The sequence below is a fragment of the Pseudomonas sp. IT-P260 genome (assembly GCF_949768395.1).
Classification (GTDB): Bacteria; Pseudomonadota; Gammaproteobacteria; order Pseudomonadales; family Pseudomonadaceae; genus Aquipseudomonas; species Aquipseudomonas parakoreensis.
Genome location: NZ_CATKPO010000001.1, coordinates 260,208 through 283,309 on the forward strand (window position 1 = coordinate 260,208; position 23,102 = coordinate 283,309).

The following is a 23,102-nucleotide window of genomic DNA, read 5'->3' on the forward strand; positions in this document are numbered from 1 at the left end:
TCTGGCAGCTCCTACACTGTTCTCTGTAGGAGCTGCCGGAGGCTGCGATCTTTTGATCTTGGGGATTATTCCCCGCGAATGTACTGCTCCAGCTGCTTGATCAGCTCGGCCTGTTCGGCAATCGCCTCTTTCACCAGGTCGCCGATCGACAGCAAGCCGATCAGTTTGCCGTTCTCCACCACCGGCAAGTGGCGCAGGCGTCTGTCGGACATGATGCCCAGGCAGGTGTCGACGGTCTGGTGGGTGTCCACGGTGATGACATCCTTGACCATGATGTCGCGCACCGGTGTACCGACCGAGGAGCGCCCGTGCAGTACCAGTTTGCGCGCGTAATCACGCTCACTGATGATGCCGACCACTTTTTCGTCTTCCACCACCAACAGGGCCCCGACGTTTTTTTCGGCCATCTTCATCAGCGCTTCGAGCACCATGTGATCGGGTTTGATCTGATGCACTTCCTGATTTTTCTGATCTTTGAGCTTGAGCAGTTGGGCGACGGTCTTCATGGTGGTTACTCAGGTGTTGTCGTTGTTCTCCAAGCATCGTAGACGCTGGCGTGCAGGGCAAGGTGGCAAAGCGGCAGATAGCACGCAAAAAACGTCATTTGCCGGTTTTTTCGGGCTTACCTCTAACCCGTGGCGAGGGAGCTTGCTCCCGCTGGACTGCGTAGCAGGCCCAAACCCTGAGAATTCGGTTTGCCTGATGCACGGCATTGCCTGGTTTTGCGACTGCTGCGCAGCCGAGCGGGAGCAAGCTCCCTCGCCACAGGGGATGGGGTTATCCCCTGAATGGCAGCGTAGAATGCCCCTCTGATTCAATTTCTGAGGTTGCAGTGGTGGATTTACAGCAGGGCTTCGTCCTGACCCGGCATTGGCGCGATACCCCGGCCGGCACCGAAGTCGAGTTCTGGCTGGCGACCGACGCCGGGCCGCGCCGTGTGCGTCTGGCGCCGCAGACGTCAGTGGCGTTTATCCCCGCTGCACAACGCGAAGCGGCCGAACGTCTGCTGCACGATGAAAAGAATGTCGAACTGCGCCCGCTGGCCCTGCAGGATTTCGAACATCGCCCGGTGCTGGGCCTGTATTGCCAGCAACACGGTCAATTGATGCGCCTGGAAACCGCGCTCAACCGCGCTGGGGTCGACGTCTTTGAAGCCGACGTGCGTCCGCCGGAACGCTACCTGATGGAGCGCTTCATCACCGCGCCGGTGCTGTTCAGTGGCAGTGCCGATGACGACGGCGTCTTGCTCAATGCCCAACTGAAACCCGAACCCAACTACCGACCGCAACTGCGGCTGGTCTCGCTGGATATCGAAACCACCGAAACCGGCGAGCTGTATTCCATTGCCCTGGAAGGCTGCGGCCAGCGTCAGGTGTACATGCTCGGCGCACCGAACGGTGATGCGAGCATGGTCGACTTCGACCTTGAATACTGCGACTCACGCACCGTCCTTCTCAAAAAGCTCAACGACTGGTTCGCCCGGCATGACCCCGACGCGATCATCGGCTGGAATGTCGTGCAGTTCGACCTGCGCATCCTCCACGAACACGCGCGGCGCCTCGGCGTGCCGCTGAAAATCGGCCGTGGCGGCGAAGAGATGCAGTGGCGCGAACACGGCAGCCGCACGCACTACTTTGCCTCGGCAGCAGGGCGGCTGATCATCGATGGCATCGAATCGCTGCGTTCGGCGACCTGGAGTTTCCCTTCGTTCAGCCTGGAAAACGTCGCCCAGACCCTGCTTGGCGAGGGCAAGGCGATCGACAACCCATACCAGCGCATGGACGAAATCAACCGCATGTTCGCCGAGGACAAACCGGCGCTGGCCAAGTACAACCTCAAGGACTGCGAACTGGTCACGCGGATCTTCGCCAAGACCGAGCTGCTGACGTTTCTCCTGGAACGCGCCAGCGTCACTGGCCTGCCGGCGGACCGCAGCGGCGGCTCGGTGGCGGCGTTCACCCACTTGTATATGCCGCTGATGCATCGCCAGGGTTTCGTAGCGCCCAACCTGGGCACCAATCCGCCGCAGGCCAGCCCGGGCGGCTTCGTCATGGATTCACAGCCGGGGCTGTACGAGTCGGTGCTGGTGCTTGATTACAAGAGCCTGTACCCATCGATCATCCGCACCTTTCTGATCGACCCGGTGGGGCTGATCGAAGGTTTGCAGCACCCGGACGATGCCGATTCGGTTCCGGGTTTTCGCGGCGCGCGTTTCTCGCGCACCCGACATTGCTTGCCGTCGATTGTCGCGCGGGTCGCCGAAGGTCGCGAGACCGCCAAACGCGAGCACAACGCGCCACTGTCGCAGGCGCTGAAGATCATCATGAACGCGTTCTACGGCGTGCTCGGTTCCAGCGGCTGCCGGTTTTTCGATACGCGCCTGGCATCATCAATCACCCTGCGCGGCCACGAGATCATGCTGCGCACGCGCCAGCTCATCGAAGCGCAGGGCCATGCGGTGATCTACGGCGATACCGACTCAACCTTCGTCTGGCTGCGTCGCGCGCACGGTCAGGAGGAGGCGGCGCAGATCGGCCAGGCGCTGGTCAAGCACGTCAACGACTGGTGGCGCGAGCACGTGCGGGAAGCATACGGCCTGCAAAGCGCCCTCGAATTGCAGTACGAAACCCACTACAAACGCTTTCTGATGCCGACCATTCGCGGCGCCGAGGAGGGCAGCAAGAAACGCTACGCCGGACTGGTGACCCGCGCCGACGGCAGTGAAGAAATGGTCTACAAAGGCCTGGAGACCGTGCGCACCGACTGGTCGCTGCTGGCCCGACAGTTTCAGCAGGAACTCTACGAACGGATCTTCCAGCGCAAGCCGTATCAGGATTACGTGCGCGATTACGTGCGCAAAACCCTGGCCGGCGAGTTCGATGAACGACTGGTCTACCGCAAGCGCCTGCGCCGCACCCTCGACGACTACGAACGCAACGTGCCGCCGCATGTGCGGGCGGCGCGGCTGGCCGATGATTACAACGCGCAGCAGGGTCGCCCGCGGCAGTACCAGAATGGCGGCTGGATCAGTTACGTCATCACCCTGGCCGGGCCGGAACCGCTGGAAGTGCGCCGCGCCGCGATCGACTACGACCACTACATCACTCGCCAACTGCAACCGGTGGCGGATGCAATTCTGCCGTTCGTCGATGACGATTTTTCAACCCTGATCGGGGGGCAACTGGGCTTGTTTTGAGTCCAGTAGCTGCAACGTCCATTCGTCGAGGATGCCGTGGAAGTAGCGCTCCAGGGCCTGAGCGAACGGGCAGTCGTCGGCACTGAACTGCGCAAACAGGGTCATCGAGGAGTGGAATTTCAGGTCGTCAGGATGGCCGAAAATCTCGGCAATCGAGCGCTGGCGGATGTTCAGCACCAGTTGCGTGCAGGTGCGCAGCCGTGCGCCAAGCAGGTCGTGGGCCAGATAGGCCTGCGCCTCTTCGGCTGACTGAATGGCGAAGCGTCGAGACATCTCGCTGCCACCCAGCCCGGCGAACTGCGGGAACACAAACCACATCCAGTGACTGCGTTTGCGCCCCTCATCGAGTTCGCGCTGAACCCGTTCGAACACCGGATCCTGCGCCTGGACGAAACGCTGCAGATTGAACGGATCGTACTGATCAGTGCTTCTCATGACGAAGCCCTCGCCAACGGCCAGCGACTCAGACCATCGCCAGCCGTTGCTTGCGTTGTGGCGCTTTGAATACCTGATCCAGCGCCGCCAGATCCCCGGCATCCAGTTGCAACTGCGCCGCTTGTGCATTGAGTTGCACGTGTTCCGGTCGCACAGCCTTGGGAATCGCAATCACACCATCCTGACGCAGAATCCACGCCAGTGAAACCTGTGCCGGGGTCACCTTGTGACGAGTGGCAATCGTGTTCAGCACCGGTTCAGCCAGCATCGCACCGCCCTGACCGATCGGGCAGTACGCCATCAACGGCATGCGTTGCTGTTGGCACCATGGCAGCAAGTCGAATTCGACGCCGCGCTCTTCCAGGTTGTATAACACCTGATTGGTGGCGCAGGCCGGATTGGCCAGCTCTTCGAGGTCATCGACGTCGAAGTTCGACACGCCCCAACGGCCGATCTTGCCGTCCTCGCGCAGGCGTTCGAAGGCTTCGACGGTTTCTTCCAGCGGATACTGGCCGCGCCAGTGCAGCAGATAGAGGTCGATGTAATCGGTGTCGAGCCGGCGCAGACTGCGCTCGCAGGCTTGCGGAATGCCTTTGCGGCTGGCGTTGTGCGGATAGACCTTGCTCACCAGAAACACCTGATCGCGCAGGCCGGCGATGGCTTCGCCGACGACAGATTCGGCACCGCCTTCGGCGTACATTTCTGCGGTATCGATAAGGGTCATGCCCAGTTCGATGCCTTGGCGCAGCGCGGACACTTCACGCGAGTGCGCCGAGCGGTCTTCGCCCATGCGCCAGGTGCCCTGGCCGATCACTGGAACCTGCACGCCTGCCAGTTCAAGGGTACGCATTCAAACCTCCTGTGCTGATGGTCATACCTTAGTGGGCAGCAGGATAGCGCAGGGGTTCCAATGGATGGGGATGAACCTGTGGCGAGGGCGCTTGCTCCCGCTGGGGCGCGAAGCGGCCCTCGCTTTTCATTCAGTTGGAAAGCAGGGGCCTGCTGCGCAGTCCAGCGGGAGCAAGCTCCCTCGCCACAGGAGATGCGTGAGGTCAGTTATTTTGTGGTGAATTTCAAGACGACGCTTTGTGTATAAGCCTGCCCCGGATCGAGACGCGTACTTGGGAAGTCCGGCTGATTCGGCGCATCCGGATAGTGCTGCGTTTCCAGGGTAAACGCGCCCCAGTGCGGATAGACCTTGCCGCCCTTGCCTTTGACTGTGCCGTCGAGGAAGTTGCTGGTGTAGAACTGCACGCCCGGCTCGCTGGTGAACAGCTGCAGATGCCGTCCGGATTGCGGATCGCTGACCTCGGCGGCGACTTTGCTCACATCACCTTTTGTGTCCAGCACCCAGTTGAAATCAAAGCCGCCCTGTTTCGGTTCGGCGAATTTCAGCTGCGGGTGATCAGCCTTGATGTGGGTGCCGATGGCAGTGGGCTGGGTGAAATCCATCGGCGTGCCGGCCACGGGCGCCAGTTCGCCGGTCGGGATCAGTTTGCCGGTGACCGGGGTGTAATGGCTGGCGTGCAAGGTGGCAACCTGCTTGAGGATGTCGCCATTGCCGGCGCCGGCGAGGTTGAAGTAGCTGTGGTTGGTCAGGTTCAGCACCGTCGGTTTATCGGTGCTGGCCTTGTAGTCGATGCGCAACTCGTTGCTGTCGGTCAGGCGGTAGGTCACTTCGGTGGTGAGATTGCCGGGGAAGCCCATTTCACCGTCCGCCGACAGATAGGTGAGGGTCACGCCGACGGAATCCTTGTCCTTGGTTTCCTGCGCTTTCCAGACTTTCTTGTCGAAACCCTGGGTGCCGCCATGCAAGGCGTTGGACTTGTCGTTCTGCGGCACTTGATAGCGCTTGCCGTCGAGTTCGAATGCACCCTCGGCCAGGCGATTGCCGAAACGGCCGATGGTCGCGCCGAAATACGCCGTGCCTTTCTGGTAACCCTGCACGTCGTCGAAACCGAGCACCACGTCAGCGGCTTTGCCGTGCTTGTCTGGCACCAGCAGCGATTGCAGGGTGGCGCCGTAGGTGATGACGGTCGCCTGCATGCCATGGCTGTTGCGCAGGATGTACTGCTCGACGGGCGTGCCGTCATTGGTTTTGCCAAAGGCTTTGTGTTCGGCGGTCAGGCCGGCTGCGTTGGCGGAGAGGGTGGCGATCATCAGGGACAGTCCGAGGCCGGAGAGCAGGTGACGGGATTGAAGCATGGTTGACCTTCCTTTTTGTTGTTGTTTTGAAAACACCACAATTCCCCTGTAGGAGCTGCCGAAGGCTCGGGCCGCGTTCGGACGATCTTTTGACTTTTGTTTTTCAGGATCAAGATCAAAAGATCGCAGCCTTCGGCAGCTCCTACACGGAACTAGTCAATCTATTTACGCGTGTGGAAAAGATTTATAGCTGATTGAACGTGTATTTCAACAATAAAGACTGACTAATTAGCTTGGCGCTCATTCGCCGCCAATCAACCGGGCAGATCCGCCACTGCACTTTTTTGCAATTGCCGGCTCTATCCTTGGCCAGGATGCGGCGACGCCCGCCGCACGGGAATGTGCCTGTTCGAGAATTCATGCCGAGAGTTTTTCATCAGATCGCCCGATTTGTTCACCGCCCGTGCCTGTTGCTGGCCTGTCTGTCATCGCTGTTTGTCAGCGGTTGCACGCATCAGGACGGCAATGGGTTCATCGCTCAGATGCGTGACGGTCAACCGCAGGAATTCCTGCAGACCAGCGTCGACCGCATGGCCACGCTGGCGATGCGCGACAACCTCAACAGTCTTTATCGGTTGATGGGCAAGCTGTATTTGCGCAACCCGGAAGAACTGCGCAAATCGGGGTTCCTCGACATCAACACCGCGGTGAAACAGGTGCGCCTGGCGGTCGAGCAGCAGCAACCGTTGCCGGTGCTGGGCGGGCGCAAGGATCTGGCGGCGCTCAGCTATGCGATGAGTCCGGAGTTTCTTGGGGATCGGGTCGGCGCCTTTATCTATGCCATCGGCAGCATGCTGGTCACCGCCCACGGCAACCGCGTCGAGTTCTACATGACCGACGCAATCAACCCGACCTTCGTCCACAACGCCGCGCGCAACATCGAGAAAGCCACGTGGATCCTGGCCCAGCGCCAGAACAAGGAAGGCCAGCCACTGCTGTTCTCCAATGAAATCTCGGAGGAGGGCAGCAACCTGAGTTTCGCCACCGAGTTCGGCAAGATCGTCGCGCGGCTCGACTTGCTGACGCAGATGCTCGATGAGCGTTACCGGCGTATTGGCCTGAATTACGCGCAGAGCTTGCTGTTCCTGAATTTCCTCCCGGTGCAGTAAGTGCGGAGATCCAATGTGGGAGCGAGCCTGCTCGCGAAAGCGATCTGCCAGGCGCTGAATCTCTGATAGATCCACCGCATTCGCGAGCAGGCTCGCTCCCACATTGATCAAATTGTGAGTTGGATTTTGTATACAATCAATCGCTACTATTGATCCAAAGGGAGCTGCACCTGTCATGACCGACTCCGCAAGCACCGACTTCAACCGCATCGACCGCGTCGCTCGTACAGAAAAACTGCCGTACGCCGCGTTACTGGCGTTCGCCATGACCGGCTTCATCGCCATCCTCACCGAAACTCTGCCGGCCGGGCTGCTGCCGCAGATCGGCGCCGGGCTCGGCGTCAGTGAAGTGCTCGCCGGGCAACTGGTGACGCTGTATGCGCTGGGTTCGATTGTCGCGGCGATTCCGTTGACCGTGGCCACCCAGGGCTGGCCACGGCGCCGGGTGCTGCTGATGACGGTCGGCGGTTTCCTGCTGTTCAACACCGTGACCACGTTCTCCAGCCATTACGGCCTGACCCTCGCGTCGCGGTTTCTCGCCGGGATGGCCGCAGGGCTGTCGTGGGGCATCATGGCCGGGTACGCCCGCGGGATCGTGCCGGTGCACCAGCAGGGGCGGGCGCTGGCAATCGCGATGCTGGGCACCCCGGTGGCGCTGTCGCTGGGTACCCCGGCGGGGACGTGGCTGGGTAACCTGATCGGCTGGCGCGCGTCGTTCGGGATCATGTCGGCGCTGGCATTGGTGCTGGCGGCGTGGATTGTGCTGGCGGTGCCTGATCGTCCGGGCCAGGCCAGTGCCGAACGCCTGCCGTTGCTGCAGTCATTGCGCCTGCCGGGCGTGCGGCCGGTGCTGTTCGTGGTGCTGACCTGGATGCTCGGGCACAACATTCTCTACACCTACATTGCGCCTTTCCTGATGCAGGCCGGGCTGGCCGAGCGTGTCGATCTGGTGCTGCTGGTGTTTGGTCTGTGTTCGCTGGTCGGAATCTGGATCATCGGCGTGCTGGTGGATCGCTGGCTGCGCTGGCTGACCCTGATCAGCCTCGCGGTGTTTGCCGTGACTGCACTGGTGCTGGCGTTGATGTCTGCGTCGCCGTGGCTGATCTACACCTGCATGGCGGTGTGGGGCCTGTCATTCGGCGGCTCGGCAACGTTGCTGCTGACGGCTGCGGCGGATTCGGCTGGCGAGCATGTGGACGTGGTGCAGGCAATGCTCACCACGTCCTGGAACGTGGCAATTGCCGGCGGCGGCCTGTTTGGCGGGTTGCTGCTGGATCGGGCGGGAGCGATGTCGTTTCCGTGGGCGCTGTTGATCCTGTCGCTGATTGCGCTGGCGACGGTGTGGATCAACCGGCATCACAGTTTCAAACCGGGCCGCCGCGTGCACTGAACCACACCTCCACTGTAGGAGCTGCCGGAGGCTGCGATCTTTTGATTTTGTCTTTTAATCAAGATCAAAAGATCGCAGCCTCCGGCAGCTCCTACAGTGTTAGATGTAGGAATCTGGCATAACGATAGACCGCATTGATATATGTGGTTATATGAAAAATCGCTATGCTGCGGGCCAGATTTTTCCTGTCGTTTTTCTGGACGTCTTAATGGAATTGGCAAATTTCGGCCTGGTCATCGCCGGGCTGGTGGTGGGTTTTATTGTCGGCATGACCGGTGTCGGCGGCGGTTCGTTGATGACGCCGATCCTGCTGTGGTTCGGTATCAACCCGGCAACCGCGGTGGGTACTGACCTGTTGTACGCGGCCATCACCAAATCCAGTGGCGTGCTGGTTCACAAGAAGAACAACAACATCGACTGGGCCATCACCGGTTGGCTGACCCTTGGCAGCGTGCCGGCAGTCGCCCTGACCTTGTGGTTTCTCAGCAGTCTGCACACCGCGCCCGAGGCGATGAACGCGATCATCAAGCAAGCCTTGGGCTGGGTGTTGTTCGCCACCGCGCTGGCGATTCTGTTCAAGAAGCGCCTGCTGGAATTCGCCCATAACCGCGCGGGCGGCAACTACAACCCGAGCGGCGCGCGCCTGAACGTAATGACCTTGATCACCGGTCTGATTCTCGGCACCATGGTCGCCCTGACCTCGATCGGCGCCGGCGCCCTCGGCACGGTCGCGTTGTTCATTCTCTATCCACTGCTGCCAACCCGGCGTCTGGTCGGCACCGAAATTGCCCACGCCGTGCCGCTGACCCTGGTTGCAGGTCTGGGCCATGCGAGCATGGGCAACATGGATTGGGGCGTGCTGGGTTTTCTGCTGATGGGTTCGTTGCCAGGCATCTGGCTCGGCAGCCACCTGACCGGGCGCATTTCCGATGAATTGCTGCGCCCGTGCCTGGCGACCATGCTGCTGTTGATCGGCTACAAACTGGCGTTCTGATGTAGGAGCTGCCGCAGGCTGCGATCTTTTGATCTTCGTTTTTACAATCAAGATCAAAAGATCGCAGCCTGCGGCAGCTCCTACACTGGGGTATGAAGGATGTTGAATTTCATGACGGTCACCGGCAAATCCTCGTAGACCAGATCCTCGACCACCTCCCAACCCAACCTCGCATACAGCGATTGCGCAGCGTCGGTGTACAGATACAACTCAGTCACTCCAAGCGTCGCCGCTTCGGCGACGATCCTGTTGACCAGTTGCGAAGCAATCCCGCGCCCGCGTTCTTCGGCCTTCACATAAACCCCCGCCAGCCACGGCGTCAGTTGCGGGCGGATCTTCATGTCGCTGTCGATCAACAGCGCGCCACCGAGCAATCGGCCGTCTTCAATGGCCACCACCACGCTGGGAACCGCACCCTTGCCGCAGGCGGCGCGCATCCGCTCGGTGCGGGCTTCAAGGGTATCGCCGTCGCGGAATTCGCCCCATTCCTTGAAATTGAGTTCGGCCAGTTCCTCAATCAAATGCGGGTGATCACACAGGTAGCCGATGTGCATGGGCTGAACTCCTTTTCATGGGCGGAACAGCCAGCCTAATGCGCGCATAAAAGGTAATCAAATCCGCGTCACGATTACGCCGATGCGGTTGCGCAATGACGCGGCTGACCTAAGCTTCTGACAAGGCGAAACATATTTGCCGGGCACAGGTCCGGAACAATCGCCGAGATGCGCAATCATTAGAGCGTGGATATCAAAAGGAGATGCGCATGCTCATCAGGTCACTGACCCTGACACTCTTGCTGGCGATTGCCGGTCCCTTGTTCGCCGCTGACAACGATTCGCCCATAGCCGGGGATATGGGACGGGCCCGACCGTTGATCGTGATCGCACAAAGCACCGTCGACCCCGTGTGGGTGGGACTGAAAAAGTCGCTGGAAGATCCGGCGAACAAGAAAGGTTTGACTGACCGCAACATCAAGGTCTACACCATCCTCAATATGGCCGGTCAGCTCGACGGCAAGGACCTTGGCCAGCAGGACACCATGGCCCTGTTGCGCTCGCTGAAACTCGGTGCAGGGGCGTACCCGAAAGTGTTCTTGTTGGGCAAGGATGGCGAGACCAAACTCTCGGCCTCGGGCGATGAAGCGAAATCGGTGGACCTGAAGAAAATCTTCGACACCGTTGATGCGCTGCCGGCGAGCGAGAAAGAAATCAGCGCACCGACGGTCGCTGAAACCAAGGCCACCACAGCCGAGCCGGCAGCCAAGAAAGGCGAGAAGGGCGCCAAGGCGAGCAAACCGGCGAAACCGAGCAAGCCACCGGAAATGCCGGATGATTGATGGCATGGCCTGAATCAAAAAATGGGCGACCTCTACAGGTCGCCCATTTTTATTGCCCGCCAAAAAGATCGCAGCCTGCGGCAGCGCCTACATGGGGCCGGTGCAGGAGCTGCCGCAGGCGGCGATCATTTGATTTTCAGTCGGTCAAAGCGCTGAGGATCGTGTGAGCAATCTTCACCCGCTCCGGAATCGGAAAGTTCTTGTTCGCCAGAATCACCACACCGACATCCTTCGACGGCACAAACGCCACGTAACTGCCAAAGCCACCCGTAGACCCGGTCTTGTTCAGCAGCACATTATCCGCCTGCGGTTGCGGCGGGTTGAGCCACTTCACCTTATGCGGCTGCATGGCCATTTCCGTACTGTTACCGGCCAGCAAGCGGTCGAGGCTGATCGGGTAACGGTACATCTCCCAACCCAGGCCCTGAGTCATGTCACCGACGCTGTAGTAACCGGTGTGGGTGTTGGCGATGGCTTGTTGCAGTGGAGTATCGAGGCTTGCCGGTTTCAGGTTGGCCTGAACGTAACGCAGCATGTCGGCGGCGCTGGTTTTCACGCCATAGGCTTGCGCATCCATCGCGCCCGGGGTGACGCGCACCGGTTGGTTGTTCTTGTCGTAGCCCTGTGCATACAGGCTCATTTGCGCTTTCGGCACTTGCAGATAGGTGTGTTGCAGGCCCAGTTTCGGCAGCAGGGTTTCACTCATCGCCTGATCATAGGGCTGGCCAAGAGTCTTGGCGGCCAGATAGCCGAACAGGCCCAGGCTCGGGTTGGAGTAAAGACGCTGGCTACCGGCCGGGAAGCTCGGTTTCCACTGTTGGTAATAGTCGAGCATCTTGTCCGCCGAATCCCACTGGTCAGGGAATTGCAGCGGCAGGCCACCAGCGCTGTAGGTGCCCAGTTGCAGCACGCTGATGCCATCGAAGGCGCTGCCCTTGAGCTCTGGCCAGATCTGGCTGGCCGTGGTCGACAGTTCCAGTTTGCCCGTCGCCTGCGCATAGCCCGCCAGGGTCGCGGCGAAGGTTTTGCTCACCGAGCCGATTTCGAACAGGGTGTTTTCGCTGACTTTCTGCCCGGTATCCTTGGCGGCGACGCCGTAATTAAAGTAATGCGGTTGGCCGTGGACGGTGACAGCCACGGCCAGGCCCGGAACCTGTTGTTGCTGCATCACCGGGGCGACGGCTTTATTTACCAGGGCTTGCAATTGCTCGTCGCTGGGTGTGGCGGCCATGCACGTGGTAGCAGCGAAAATCACGCCAAATGCGCTGCAGATATTGACTTTGCTCGGGTTGATGAAGGACATGTGTGACCCACTCTCCATGAGTGTTGAGGGTGATATCCCGCTACACTGCGGGCGATCTTCTTGTTGGGCGACTGATCAGCGCCGTCAATTTAGGCAGTCCGGCGATGATCGACAAACGATGAAATCTCGCATGAGCCATTAGAAAAATTTGGGAATTGGCATGATTCGACCTCAATTGCCGCTCAATGCACTGCGCGCTTTTGAAGCTTCTGCGCGTCATTTGAGCTTCACCCGCGCCGCCGTGGAGTTATGCGTGACCCAGGCGGCGGTGAGCCATCAGGTCAAAAGCCTTGAGGCGCAACTCAACGTCACCCTGTTCAAACGCCTGCCCCGTGGGCTGATGCTGACCAGTGAAGGGGAGACCCTGTTGCCCGTTCTGACCACTTCGTTCGATCACATCGCGCAGTTGCTTGAGCGGCTGGCCGGCGGTCAGTATCGGGAAATGCTGACCGTGGGAGCCGTCGGAACCTTTGCGGTCGGTTGGCTGCTGCCACGGCTGGCAGACTTCCAGGCGAAACATCCGCTCATAGATTTGCGGCTGTCGACTCACAACAACCGGGTCGATGTCGCCGCCGAAGGCCTGGATTACGCGATTCGTTTCGGTGCCGGGGCGTGGCATGGCATCGAGGCCACGCGCTTGCTTGAGGCGCCACTGTCGGTGTTGTGCGTGCCGGAAATTGCCCGGCAGTTGCAATCCCCGGGTGACCTGTTGCAGCAGCGTTTGCTGCGCTCGTATCGCACCGATGAATGGCCGCAGTGGTTTCACGCCGCCGGTCTGGTGACCCACGCCGCGCCGCCGCAGAGCATCGTGTTTGACTCGTCGCTGGCGATGATGGAGGCCGCGCTGCAGGGCAGCGGCGTAGCGCTGGCACCGCCGCTGATGTTCGCCCGGCAATTGGCGGCGGATGTGATTCGTCAGCCGTTTGCGATTGAAATCACCACCGGCAGTTATTGGCTGACGCGCCTGCAGTCACGGCCGGAGACGGTGGCGATGACGGCGTTCAAACAGTGGCTGGTACACCTCTCGGCTTGAAACAAATCCCCCTGTGGGAGCGAGCCTGCTCGCGAAAGCGGTGTGTCAGACGACAAAAATGTTGGCTGTTTTACCGCATTCGCGAGCAGGCTCGCTCCCACAGGGACGGCAGTGGACTGCAGATCACTGTTCAACGCACCAGACACGGCCGCTTGTTATCGAACGTCCACCCCGGAATCAAAAACTGCATCGCCACGCTGTCATCCCGCGCGCCGAGGCCCATGCCTTTATACAGCTCATGAGCCTTGGCCACTTGGTCCATGTCCAGCTCCACGCCCAGCCCCGGTTTCTGCGGCACTTGCACGCAACCGTCGACAATTTGCAGCGGTGCCTGGGTCAGGCGCTGGCCGTCCTGCCAGATCCAGTGCGTGTCGATGGCGGTGATGTCGCCCGGTGCCGCGGCCGCGACATGGGTGAACATCGCCAAAGAGATATCGAAGTGGTTGTTGGAGTGCGAGCCCCAGGTCAGTCCCCACTCGTGGCACAGTTGCGCGACACGCACCGAGCCTTGCATGGTCCAGAAGTGCGGGTCGGCCAGCGGGATATCCACCGACTGCAGCTGAATGGCGTGGCCCATCTCGCGCCAGTCGGTGGCGATCATGTTGGTCGCCGTCTTCAGCCCGGTGGCGCGGCGGAACTCGGCCATGACTTCGCGCCCCGAGTAACCGTTTTCCGCACCGCACGGGTCTTCGGCGTAAGCCAGCACCTTATGTTGATCGCGGCACAGACGGATCGCTTCCTTCAGTGACCAGGCGCCGTTTGGATCAAGCGTGATGCGCGCCTCGGGAAAGCGTTCGGCCAGTGCCGTCACGGCTTCGATTTCCGCGTCGCCGCTAAGCACGCCGCCTTTGAGTTTGAAGTCCTGGAAACCGTATTTCGCCTGGGCCGCTTCAGCCAGGCGCACCACCGCTTCGGCGCTCATGGCCTTTTCGTGACGCACGCGGAACCAGTCGTTATCGGCGTCCGGTTCGCTGCGGTAGGCGAGGCTGGTTTCGCGCTGGTCACCGACGTAGAACAGATAACCGAGCATCTTCACTTGATCGCGCTGCTGGCCTTCGCCGAGCAGCGCCGCGACCGGCACGTCGAGGTGTTGGCCGAGCAAGTCGAGCAGGGCGGCTTCGAGTCCGGTGACCGCGTGGATGGTGATGCGCAGGTCGAACGTCTGCAGGCCACGGCCGCCGGCATCACGCTCGGCGAAGGTCTGGCGCACCTGATTGAGGATCTTCTGATAGTTGCCGATTGTGCTGCCGAGCACCAGGCTGCGGGCGTCCTCCAGCGTTTGGCGGATGCGCTCGCCACCGGGCACTTCACCGACGCCAGTGTGGCCGGCGTTGTCCTTGAGAATGACGATATTGCGGGTGAAAAACGGCCCGTGGGCGCCGCTCAGGTTGAGCAGCATGCCGTCGTGGCCGGCCACGGGAATCACCTGCATTTCAGTGATGATTGGCGCTTTGGCAGTGTCGTGTGCGGTCATGTTTTTATCCTTGTCAGCATCTTTAAAAAGGAAGTCATGCGTGCTTCGGCGCGGCTTCGGCCACGGCAAGGTCAGCAGCAGGTTTCGGGGTGGTTCGTGCAGCGAAGACGATGATCGCGGCGATGATCGAGGTCGCGGCCAGGCCATAGAGGCCGCCCTGAATCGAACCAGTGTGTTCTTCGAGCAGGCCGAAGGTGGTCGGCGCGACGAAGCCGCCGAGGTTGCCTACCGAGTTGATCAGTGCGATCACTGCCGCGGCGATCCGTGCATCCAGATAGGCCTGCGGAATCGGCCAAAACAACGATGAGGCGGACTTGAAGCCCAGCGCGGCAAAACAGATCGCGACAAAGGCGAAGATCGGCCCGCCGGTGGTGGACATGAACATCCCTGCTGCGGCGATCAACAACGCGGTGGCGACCCAGGCTTGCTGGTGCTTCCACTTGGCCGAGAAAGCGGCGAAGGCGTACATGCCGATGATCGACAGCAACCACGGGATCGAGTTGAACAGCCCGACCTGGAAGTCACTCATCTCACCCATTTTCTTGATGATGCTCGGCAGCCAGAACGTCGCGGCGTAGATGGTCAGCTGAATGAAAAAGTAGATCAGGCAGAACAGGATGATTTGCCGGTCCTTGAGCAGTTTGCCCATCGATGGGCGGATCGGCGTCGCGGCTTCGCGGGCCTTCTGTTCATCGTCGATGGCGCTGACCAGTGCGTCCTGTTCGGCGCGGGTCAGCCATTTCGCGTCGTGAGGTTTGGCGTCGAGCCAGAACCAGACGAACACGCACAGCCCGACCGAGAACATCCCCTCGATGAAGTACATCCATTGCCAGCCGTGCATGCCCAGGCCGTTGATCTGCAACAGCAGGCCGGACAATGGGCCGGAGATCAGCGAGGCCACCGCCGAACCACTGAGGAAAATCGCGATGGCCTTGCCGCGTTCGGCGCCGGGTAGCCAGCGGGTGAAGTAGTAGATCACCCCGGGAAAGAATCCGGCCTCGGCCACGCCAAGCAGAAAGCGCAGGATGTAAAAGTGCGTTTCGTTCTGGATGAATGCCATGCCGGCGGCGACCAGGCCCCAGGTGAGCATGATGCGGGTCAGCCAGATACGCGCGCCGACTTTTTGCAGGAGTATGTTGGAGGGCACTTCGAATAGCGCGTACCCGATGAAGAACAGACCGGCGCCGAAGCCGTAGGCGGCCGCCCCGATGCCCAGGTCATGTTCCATGTGAGTGCGGACGAAACCGATGTTCACCCGGTCAATGTAATTGACGATGAACATGATCACGAAGAGCGGCAGGACGTGGCGTTTCACTTTCGAGATGGCGGACGCGAGTGTCGAATCGACGCCCTCGTTGATCCCGGAGACGGAGGTTTTCACTTGGTTTTCTCCCACTGATTATTTTTATGCGGGGTAGGACTGGGGTGCTGCGTTGTTGATAGACATCATACAACTGAGATTTTTTGTCCTACAAGTGGGGTGTGGTGATTAATTTTTTCTGGCGGGCAGGTTTTTTATTGCTTTTTTGTCAGATGATCCCTGTTTGTCGGGGTTTTATGGAGGTTTGGCTGGTTGTCAGTGTTAATGAAACTGCTATCCGCCTTTGTTCCTGTGTCTGCCGGGAATCCTATATTTCCTGTTTTCTTGAATGTTGTCATACAAGTTGTTAGCTGTTCCAAGACTAAAATCAATCTCGTCAGCCACCGCGCAGTGCTACGATCGGCAAGCCCCGATGACCGGAATTGATCATGCAAGAAGACCTTGACGCTCCCGCGCCCAAACGTGCGCACAACCTCGCCTATGATCTGGTGGAGAAACTCACCCAGAGCATCCTGCTCGGCCAGATGTCGCCCGGCGACAAGCTGCCGTCGGAGAACGCCATCGTTCAGGAGCACGGCGTCAGTCGCACGGTGGTGCGCGAGGCGATATCCAAGTTGCAGGCGTCAGGGCTGGTGGAGACGCGGCACGGCATCGGCACTTTCGTCATCGAACGCGCTGCCGAACAGGGCTTGCGCCTGAATGTCGACACCGCACTCGGCGTGCGCAGCATTCTTGAATTGCGCATGGGCCTGGAAACTCAGGCCGCCGCATTGGCCGCGCAACGGCGCAGCGAACAACAATTGCTGCACATGCGCCAGGCGCTGGATGACTATCAGCGTCTGCTGGACAGCAACGACAGTTGCGTCGAGGCGGATCGCCGTTTTCATCTGCTGATCGCCGAAGCCACCGGCAACGTCTGCTTCAGCGAAATCATGCAGCATCTGGGCAGCGCGATGATTCCGCGTCAGCGGCTCAACGCGGCCGAGCGTGGGGCGGCGGATCTGAGCAAGCTGGGGCAGTTGGCGCATCTGGAGCACGAAGCGATCCTGAATGCGATCAAGCGCCAGGACCCGGACGCAGCGCGCGCGGCGATGTGGCTGCACCTGACCAACAGCCGCGACCGCTTCGGTGCGCAGGGCTGATTGCCGTTGGTCTGCTCGATGGCACGGCCCGCGCAGGCCAGCTTCCAAGCGGTATGGCCCGGGTTTTCCGGACCTCCTTGGTGAGGTGTGTCATGGCTAATGATTTGCTGTTTCAGGGTGGTGTGCTGCCGACCGATCCGACCCGTTCGGTGCCCGGCACGGATGAGCCGACACTGGCCGATCACGATGCGCCACCGGGCATGAGTCCCGGGCGTGATCCGTTGAGTGATGCCGATCGGCCGGAAGACTGGAAGGACCCGGCGGTGGACGATGATGTGCCGCCGGCGGATGAGCCGACGCCGTTGTCGGATGATCGCCGGTAGTGAAAAACCCGGCTCTGGTGCCGGGTTTTTTTTTTGGTCGTCAGTGGCGAGGTGTTTTGTTCATGCCGACCTCTTCGCGGGCAAGCCCGCTCCCATAGTAGTTGTTGGTGGCATGGGATTTTGTGTTCAACACAACCCCTGTGGTAGCTGGCTTGCCAGCGATGGCGGCCGCAATGTCGCTGAAGATCAGTGACACCTACAAGGTGTTTCGTGTCCTCAATCCGGATTGGCAGCTACATCACGCATCAGCAACCCAAAGCGCAAATCCACCGCATCCGGAATCGGCAGGTACACCGTGTGCCCATCCCCCGGTGCCACCTCGATCGCCTCACCCTTGGCACTCTGCAACTGGTGCAGATCAAAGTGGAAATTACCCTTGGGCGTCATCAGTTCCAGGTGGTCGCCCAGTGCAAACCGGTTTTTCACCTTGACCTCGGCCAACCGGTCACGGCGTTGGCCGGTCAGTTCGCCGACGAATTGCTGACGTTCCGACACCGAGCTGCCGTTCTGATAATTCTGGTATTCGTCATGCACATGCCGTCGCAGGAAACCTTCGGTGTAGCCGCGCTGGGCCAGTGATTCGAGGTCGGTCATCAGGCTGCGATCGAACTCGCGCCCGGCTACGGCATCGTCGATTGCCCGGCGATAGACCTGGGTGGTGCGCGCGCAATAGAAGTGCGACTTGGTGCGACCCTCGATCTTCAGCGAATGCACGCCCATGCGCGTCAGCCGTTCGACGTGCTGCACCGCGCGCAGATCCTTGGCGTTCATGATGTAGGTGCCGTGCTCGTCTTCAAACGCCGGCATCAACTCGTCGGGACGATTGGCTTCCTGCAGCAGGAACACCTGATCGGTCGGCGCGCCAATGCCCAGGGTCGGCTCGGGCTGGAAGGTCTGCACGATCTCGCCGAGCTGGTTTTCCGTGGCTTCCTGCGCTGAATATTTCCAGCGGCAGGCGTTGGTGCAGGTGCCTTGGTTGGCGTCGCGCTTGTTCATATAGCCCGACAACAGGCAGCGCCCGGAGTAAGCCATGCACAGCGCGCCGTGGACGAACACTTCCAGTTCCATGCCCGGCACCTGTTCGCGGATTTCAGCGATTTCCTCCAGCGACAATTCCCGCGACAGGATGATCCGGCTCAGACCTTGTTGCTGCCAGAACTCGACGCTCGCCCAGTTCACCGTGTTGGCCTGCACCGAAAGGTGGATCGGCATCTGCGGAAAATGCTGGCGCACCAGCATGATCAGGCCCGGGTCGGACATGATCAGGGCATCCGGCGCCATCTCGATCACCGGCGCCAGGTCCTTGAGGAAGGTCTTCAGCTTGGCATTGTGCGGGGCGATGTTGACCACCACGTAGAAGCGCTTGCCCTGGGCCTGCGCTTCGCGAATACCAAGGGCGAGGTTGGCGTGGTCGAACTCGTTGTTACGCACCCGCAGACTGTAGCGCGGCTGGCCGGCGTAGACCGCATCGGCGCCGTAGGCGAAGGCATAACGCATGTTCTTCAGGGTGCCGGCGGGGGCCAGCAGCTCCGGGGCGGCGAGGGGGAGGTCAGGGATCATGGCGGCATCGGTCGCAAAAGCGCGGCAGGGTAGTGCAGCGGCAAGTGCGGTTTATTGATCTGGATCTATCTTTGCGCGGGTGCCGCTGATCTGTGCCGCGCCGGCACCATGACAAGGTCCCGCTGCATCAGGTGCAGCGAGCTGCTTCTACCAGGCGATCTATGCTCCATGAACAAAGATGGCACTCGTGCGCGCCCCGGTGGACTAAGGTTCGAGGCGTGCATGACGCCTGGCTGACATGGATCGGACATGAACGAAAAAACGCTGCAATTCAAATCCCTCACCGTGCTGTTGCTGTTGGTGACGGTCGCCTTCATCTGGATCCTGCTGCCGTTCTACGGTGCGGTGTTCTGGGCGGTGATTCTCGGCATTCTGTTTGCGCCGATGCAGCGCAAGTTACAGCTCAAATTCGGCTGGCAGCGCAACCTGACCGCGCTTTGCACGCTGGGCATTTGTCTGGTGATCGCGATTCTTCCGGTGATCATTCTCAGCATCCTGTTGGTTCAGGAAGGCGCGACGGTGTACAACAACATCGAAAGCGGTCAACTGGACATCGGTGCCTACCTGGCACAGTTCAAACACAGCTTGCCCCCTTACTTTCAGCATTTGCTCGATCGCTTCGGCATGGGCGAACTCAACGGTCTGCGCGAGAAAATCGTCAAGGCGTCGATGCAGGGCAGTCAGGTGCTGGCCAGTCAGGCCTTCAGTTTCGGCCAGGGCACATTCGAGTTTGTGGTCAGCTTCGGCATCATGCTGTACCTGCTGTTCTTCTTTCTGCGCGATGGCGCCGAACTGGTACGCAAGGTACGCACCGCAGTGCCGCTGGAAGAGACCCATAAACGCCGTTTGCAGTTGAAGTTCAACCGGGTGGTACGTGCGACGGTGAAGGGCAACCTGGTGGTGGCGGTCACTCAGGGCGCATTGGGCGGGGCGATTTTCTGGTTTCTCGACATCCCCAGCGCGTTGCTCTGGGCGGTGCTGATGGGCTTTCTGTCGCTGTTGCCGGCGGTGGGCGCGGGAATCGTCTGGGCGCCAGTGGCGGTGTACTTCCTGCTCAGCGGGATGATCTGGCAGGGCGTGGTATTGGGGCTGTTCGGGGTATTTGTGATCGGTCTGGTGGACAACGTGCTGCGCCCGATTCTGGTCGGCAAAGACACGCGCATGCCCGACTACATGATTCTGATCTCGACCCTCGGCGGCCTCGCAGTGTTCGGCCTCAACGGTTTCGTGATCGGGCCGCTGATCGCGGCGCTGTTCATGTCCAGTTGGGCGTTGTTCATCGAGACCAAACCGAAAGTCCAGTTGCCTTAAGCGTGGAACGGCGCGCTGACGATTTTCTGCGACAGTGCCTGCGCTGCCGGGAGCGAAGTCAGCGGGCCGCTGATGGGCTCACCGTCGCGCACCAGATACCAGCAGGCGAGCAATCCCGACGCTCTGAGCGATGCGGGAACAGCGCTGCCGATGACCGACATGATTTGAACCTGAGCCATGACCAGTACCTCCATCAATCTGTGGAGCTACCTTAGGGATTCGCTGTGCTCAGGGACAATCAACGCTTTCGATAGTGGTCATTGATAACAGTGAGGACGGGGTCAGTCGACAACCTGGTCGAGCATGTGCACCACTTCGCGCTCATTGAGCAGGCCCTTGTGCACCAGGTTCTCCGCCAGCAGCGAAAGGAATTTGGCGCAGCGGTGGCCTTCCAGGTGTTTGAGTTCGGTCAGCGCGCTGTACACCTTGCTTGAAGTGCACAGGCCGACGATGCGGTGCGGATTTTGAGTAGGCATGGGTCGTCCTTGTTGTTATCAACCTGTTGTTTACGGACGGATTCAGATTGCGGTTCCGTCATGACAAATCGATGACCGTTCTGTGTTTTGCCCCCAGCGGTCAAGTCCATCATGCCGACTTTAGCCGCTGGAACTGTCCTCACAGCGACCTTGGCGAGATTTTTTCAGACTCTGCCCGACCGACGGTCATAAAAAAGCCCCGCTATAAAGCGGGGCTGTTTGTTGGCGATTACCAGCGCGGGCCACCGTAGTAGCCGTGTGGCCGGCCGTAATAGCCGCGTGGTGGGCCGTAGTAGACCGGGCCAGGCACGTAGACCGGTTGTTGCACGTAAACCGGGGCCGGCTGGTAATAGACCGGTGGCGGCGGTTGTTGCACATAAACCGGTGCCGGTTGAGCGTAAACAGGCTGTTGCACGTAGACCGGCCGGTCCTGGTTGATCAGTGCCGAGCCGATGATGGCCGAGCCGACGATCGCACCAAACACGGCCGGACCCTGCCAGCCACCGCCGTGGGCTTCTGCCTGACCTGTGATCGCGAATGCACCAATCAACAAGGCCACGATGGGGAGTTTACGAATCATGATAATTCCTCGGTTCTTCGACCCGGCGTCCGGGCCTGCACCAGGCCCAAAGTTGTCGCGGGGATACTTCTATGACAGCGAAATTCTGAAAATCAGCACAGCCGCTGGGTAAATTTTGTGTAAGGTCTGTACCGGCTTCTTTACCGGTGGGTCAAAGGGGCTCGCGGCCCGTTGCAGACAGGCGCTTATGATCGTCCAGAACCCGATGGAATGGCTAACTCCGTCCATCCGAAAGTCCGTTTTGAAGGAGAAGTTTCATGCAGATGAATCCCAACAAAGACACCCAGCTGTGCATGTCCCTGTCGGGGCGCCCGGGGAATTTCGGTCTGCGGTTCCATAACCATTTGTATGAGCAGTTGGGCCTGAACTTCTATTACAAGGCGTTCAGCAGTCAGGATTTGCCGGGGGCGGTCGGCGGCATTCGTGCCTTGGGGATTCGCGGTTGCGGCGTGTCGATGCCGTTCAAGGAAGCGTGCATCGCACTGGTCGATGAGCTGGATGCGTCGGCGGCGGCGATCCAGTCGATCAACACCATCGTCAACACCCATGGTCACCTCAAGGCCTATAACACCGACTACATCGCCATCGCGCAATTGCTGGAAACCCACGCGGTGCCAAAGGATACGACGTTCGCCCTGCGTGGCAGCGGCGGCATGGCCAAAGCCGTGGCGAGCGCCCTGCGTGATGGTGGCTACAAGAATGGACTGATCGTGGCGCGTAACGAGCGCGCCGGCCAGGCATTGGCGGATTCGCTGGGTTACCGCTGGCGGGCCGAGTTGGGTGAAGAGCGTCCGCAGATGCTGATCAACGTCACCCCGGTGGGCATGGACGGCGGGCCGGAGGCGGGGCAACTGGCGTTTGAGCCTGAAGTGATCCAGGCAGCCGGGATCGTGTTCGATGTCGTGGCGATTCCGTCGGAAACACCGCTGATCGTGCGCGGCCGGGCCGAGGGCAAGAAAGTGATTACCGGACTGGAGGTGATTGCGATCCAGGCGCTGGAGCAGTTTGTGCTGTACACGGGCGTGCGGCCGACTGAAGAGCAGTTTGCGGCGGCGGTGGCGTTTGCCCGGAGCTGATGAGTTGTGCTGGCTGGGCGGGCCTCTTCGCGAGCAGGCTCGCTCCCACAGTTGAATTTTTGTCATGCACAGATTGTGTGTTCGCTGTAGATCCTCTGTGGGAGCGAGCCTGCTCGCGAAGGATGCACCACGGTCTCAAGCCAGACATCCATGCCTATACTGCCTCCCCAGCCAGCCCAGACTTGCCACCCACAAAACCGTGACCGAGGCCCGCCATGCCCCCACCCATTCTCAACCTGCATCAGGTCGAACTCGAACCCTTACCCGAAGCCCTGGCCCCGGAAGGCGAAACCGCCGGGCGTTATCAGCAGCGCATGGCGCGGGTAGGCCAGCAGCTCGGTGCGCAGAAACTCGGCTATCGGTTGTACGCGTTGCCGCCAGGCATGCGCGGCAGTCCGTTTCACAGCCACCGGGTCAATGAAGAGATGTTCTATGTGGTGGCCGGGGAGGGCGAGGTGCGCTTGGGGGCCGAACGCTTTCCGATTCGCGCGGGCGACGTGATCGCCTGCCCGCCGGGCGGCCCGGAGACGGCGCATCAAATCATCAATACCAGCGAAGCGGAACTGCGTTACCTGGCGGTCAGCACCCAGCAGCAACCGGATATCTGCGAATACCCGGACTCCAACAAATACGCAGTGATGGACAACTTCAAGGTTGATGCCGAGGGCAATGCATCAGGGTTTGTCGCCGTGGCGCGGCAGGCGGATGGGGTGGATTATTGGGATGGTGAGTAAATAGAGACCTTCGGCTTGGTGCAGCCCCTGTGGGAGCGAGCTTGCTCGCGAATGCAATGTGTCATTCACATCATTGCTAAATGACACACCACATTCGCGAGCAA

The 23,102-nt window shown here is 60.3% G+C and carries 23 protein-coding genes; 11 read left to right on the forward strand and 12 right to left on the reverse strand.

Annotated features, from left to right (window positions below):
• Window positions 1-65: 65 nt before the first annotated feature.
• Entirely contained in the window at window positions 66-506 is a 441-nt protein-coding gene (locus ACM6HV_RS00905) for a CBS domain-containing protein (RefSeq protein ID WP_041074056.1), read from the reverse strand.
• Between the two features lie 329 nt (window positions 507-835).
• On the opposite strand from ACM6HV_RS00905, the gene ACM6HV_RS00910 reads away from it, so the two are divergent.
• On the forward strand, window positions 836-3,196 hold the full coding sequence (locus tag ACM6HV_RS00910) for a DNA polymerase II (RefSeq protein WP_414902997.1): 2,361 nt from the start codon (window positions 836-838) through the stop codon (window positions 3,194-3,196).
• On the opposite strand, the gene ACM6HV_RS00915 is transcribed toward ACM6HV_RS00910, so the two are convergent.
• The 3 genes from ACM6HV_RS00915 to ACM6HV_RS00925 all read right to left on the reverse strand — a co-directional run bounded on the left by ACM6HV_RS00915 (window position 3,161) and on the right by ACM6HV_RS00925 (window position 5,836).
• On the reverse strand, window positions 3,161-3,631 hold the full coding sequence (locus tag ACM6HV_RS00915; RefSeq protein ID WP_414902999.1) for a DUF1810 domain-containing protein: 471 nt from the start codon (window positions 3,629-3,631) through the stop codon (window positions 3,161-3,163). The genes ACM6HV_RS00910 and ACM6HV_RS00915 overlap by 36 nt on opposite strands.
• 28 nt (window positions 3,632-3,659) lie before the next feature.
• Complete coding sequence (locus ACM6HV_RS00920; protein WP_414903001.1) at window positions 3,660-4,481, reverse strand: aldo/keto reductase; 822 nt, start codon at window positions 4,479-4,481, stop codon at window positions 3,660-3,662.
• Window positions 4,482-4,687: 206 nt separating this feature from the next.
• Complete coding sequence (locus ACM6HV_RS00925) at window positions 4,688-5,836, reverse strand: aldose epimerase family protein (RefSeq protein ID WP_414903003.1); 1,149 nt, start codon at window positions 5,834-5,836, stop codon at window positions 4,688-4,690.
• Between the two features lie 359 nt (window positions 5,837-6,195).
• Between ACM6HV_RS00925 and ACM6HV_RS00930 the strand changes: the two genes are divergently transcribed.
• The 3 genes from ACM6HV_RS00930 (at window position 6,196) to ACM6HV_RS00940 (ending at window position 9,329) form a co-directional block, all read left to right on the forward strand.
• The gene (locus tag ACM6HV_RS00930) at window positions 6,196-6,945 is read left to right on the forward strand and encodes a hypothetical protein (RefSeq protein WP_414903005.1); all 750 of its coding nucleotides are present in this window, start codon (window positions 6,196-6,198) and stop codon (window positions 6,943-6,945) included.
• A 175-nt stretch (window positions 6,946-7,120) separates the two neighbouring features.
• Complete coding sequence (locus ACM6HV_RS00935; RefSeq protein ID WP_414903007.1) at window positions 7,121-8,335, forward strand: MFS transporter; 1,215 nt, start codon at window positions 7,121-7,123, stop codon at window positions 8,333-8,335.
• Window positions 8,336-8,543: 208 nt separating this feature from the next.
• Window positions 8,544-9,329 (forward strand): sulfite exporter TauE/SafE family protein, encoded by a 786-nt coding sequence (locus tag ACM6HV_RS00940; RefSeq protein ID WP_414903009.1) that lies wholly within the window; start codon window positions 8,544-8,546, stop codon window positions 9,327-9,329.
• 80 nt (window positions 9,330-9,409) lie between these two features.
• On the opposite strand, the gene ACM6HV_RS00945 is transcribed toward ACM6HV_RS00940, so the two are convergent.
• The gene (locus ACM6HV_RS00945) at window positions 9,410-9,883 is read right to left on the reverse strand and encodes a GNAT family N-acetyltransferase (protein WP_414903011.1); all 474 of its coding nucleotides are present in this window, start codon (window positions 9,881-9,883) and stop codon (window positions 9,410-9,412) included.
• Between the two features lie 209 nt (window positions 9,884-10,092).
• Between ACM6HV_RS00945 and ACM6HV_RS00950 the strand changes: the two genes are divergently transcribed.
• Window positions 10,093-10,665 carry a DUF4174 domain-containing protein gene (locus ACM6HV_RS00950; RefSeq protein WP_414903013.1) on the forward strand — a complete coding sequence of 191 codons (573 nt, stop codon included), beginning with the start codon at window positions 10,093-10,095 and terminating at the stop codon, window positions 10,663-10,665.
• A gap of 136 nt (window positions 10,666-10,801) precedes the next feature.
• Here ACM6HV_RS00950 and ampC read toward each other — a convergent pair whose 3' ends face one another.
• A complete protein-coding gene (gene ampC, locus ACM6HV_RS00955; RefSeq protein ID WP_414903015.1) occupies window positions 10,802-11,968 on the reverse strand; it encodes a class C beta-lactamase in 1,167 nt (388 codons plus the stop codon).
• A gap of 160 nt (window positions 11,969-12,128) precedes the next feature.
• Between ampC and ACM6HV_RS00960 the strand changes: the two genes are divergently transcribed.
• Complete coding sequence (locus ACM6HV_RS00960; protein ID WP_414903017.1) at window positions 12,129-13,001, forward strand: LysR family transcriptional regulator; 873 nt, start codon at window positions 12,129-12,131, stop codon at window positions 12,999-13,001.
• A gap of 130 nt (window positions 13,002-13,131) precedes the next feature.
• Here the strand turns inward: ACM6HV_RS00960 and gudD are convergent, their stop codons facing one another.
• Complete coding sequence (gene gudD / locus ACM6HV_RS00965; RefSeq protein WP_414903019.1) at window positions 13,132-14,475, reverse strand: glucarate dehydratase; 1,344 nt, start codon at window positions 14,473-14,475, stop codon at window positions 13,132-13,134.
• Window positions 14,476-14,509: 34 nt separating this feature from the next.
• Window positions 14,510-15,856: an MFS transporter gene (locus tag ACM6HV_RS00970; RefSeq protein ID WP_414903021.1), complete on the reverse strand. Its 1,347-nt coding sequence runs from the start codon at window positions 15,854-15,856 to the stop codon at window positions 14,510-14,512.
• A gap of 368 nt (window positions 15,857-16,224) precedes the next feature.
• On the opposite strand from ACM6HV_RS00970, the gene ACM6HV_RS00975 reads away from it, so the two are divergent.
• Entirely contained in the window at window positions 16,225-16,938 is a 714-nt protein-coding gene (locus ACM6HV_RS00975; RefSeq protein WP_145596511.1) for a FadR/GntR family transcriptional regulator, read from the forward strand.
• A 92-nt stretch (window positions 16,939-17,030) separates the two neighbouring features.
• Window positions 17,031-17,261 carry a hypothetical protein gene (locus ACM6HV_RS00980; RefSeq protein WP_414903024.1) on the forward strand — a complete coding sequence of 77 codons (231 nt, stop codon included), beginning with the start codon at window positions 17,031-17,033 and terminating at the stop codon, window positions 17,259-17,261.
• Window positions 17,262-17,477: 216 nt separating this feature from the next.
• On the opposite strand, the gene yegQ is transcribed toward ACM6HV_RS00980, so the two are convergent.
• Entirely contained in the window at window positions 17,478-18,821 is a 1,344-nt protein-coding gene (yegQ, locus tag ACM6HV_RS00985; RefSeq protein WP_414903026.1) for a tRNA 5-hydroxyuridine modification protein YegQ, read from the reverse strand.
• Between the two features lie 249 nt (window positions 18,822-19,070).
• Between yegQ and ACM6HV_RS00990 the strand changes: the two genes are divergently transcribed.
• Entirely contained in the window at window positions 19,071-20,132 is a 1,062-nt protein-coding gene (locus tag ACM6HV_RS00990; protein ID WP_041074089.1) for an AI-2E family transporter, read from the forward strand.
• Here ACM6HV_RS00990 and ACM6HV_RS00995 read toward each other — a convergent pair.
• The 3 genes from ACM6HV_RS00995 to ACM6HV_RS01005 form a co-directional block, all read right to left on the reverse strand.
• Window positions 20,129-20,311 (reverse strand): hypothetical protein, encoded by a 183-nt coding sequence (locus tag ACM6HV_RS00995; RefSeq protein WP_041074091.1) that lies wholly within the window; start codon window positions 20,309-20,311, stop codon window positions 20,129-20,131. The genes ACM6HV_RS00990 and ACM6HV_RS00995 overlap by 4 nt on opposite strands.
• A 102-nt stretch (window positions 20,312-20,413) precedes the next feature.
• Window positions 20,414-20,608 carry a hypothetical protein gene (locus ACM6HV_RS01000; protein ID WP_025108897.1) on the reverse strand — a complete coding sequence of 65 codons (195 nt, stop codon included), beginning with the start codon at window positions 20,606-20,608 and terminating at the stop codon, window positions 20,414-20,416.
• Between the two features lie 229 nt (window positions 20,609-20,837).
• A complete protein-coding gene (locus ACM6HV_RS01005) occupies window positions 20,838-21,188 on the reverse strand; it encodes a hypothetical protein (protein WP_007965394.1) in 351 nt (116 codons plus the stop codon).
• Window positions 21,189-21,445: 257 nt separating this feature from the next.
• On the opposite strand from ACM6HV_RS01005, the gene ACM6HV_RS01010 reads away from it, so the two are divergent.
• The gene (locus ACM6HV_RS01010) at window positions 21,446-22,264 is read left to right on the forward strand and encodes a shikimate 5-dehydrogenase (RefSeq protein WP_414903030.1); all 819 of its coding nucleotides are present in this window, start codon (window positions 21,446-21,448) and stop codon (window positions 22,262-22,264) included.
• A gap of 215 nt (window positions 22,265-22,479) precedes the next feature.
• Window positions 22,480-22,998, forward strand: a complete 519-nt coding sequence (locus ACM6HV_RS01015) for a cupin domain-containing protein (RefSeq protein ID WP_414903032.1) — start codon at window positions 22,480-22,482, stop codon at window positions 22,996-22,998.
• Window positions 22,999-23,102: the final 104 nt, after the last annotated feature.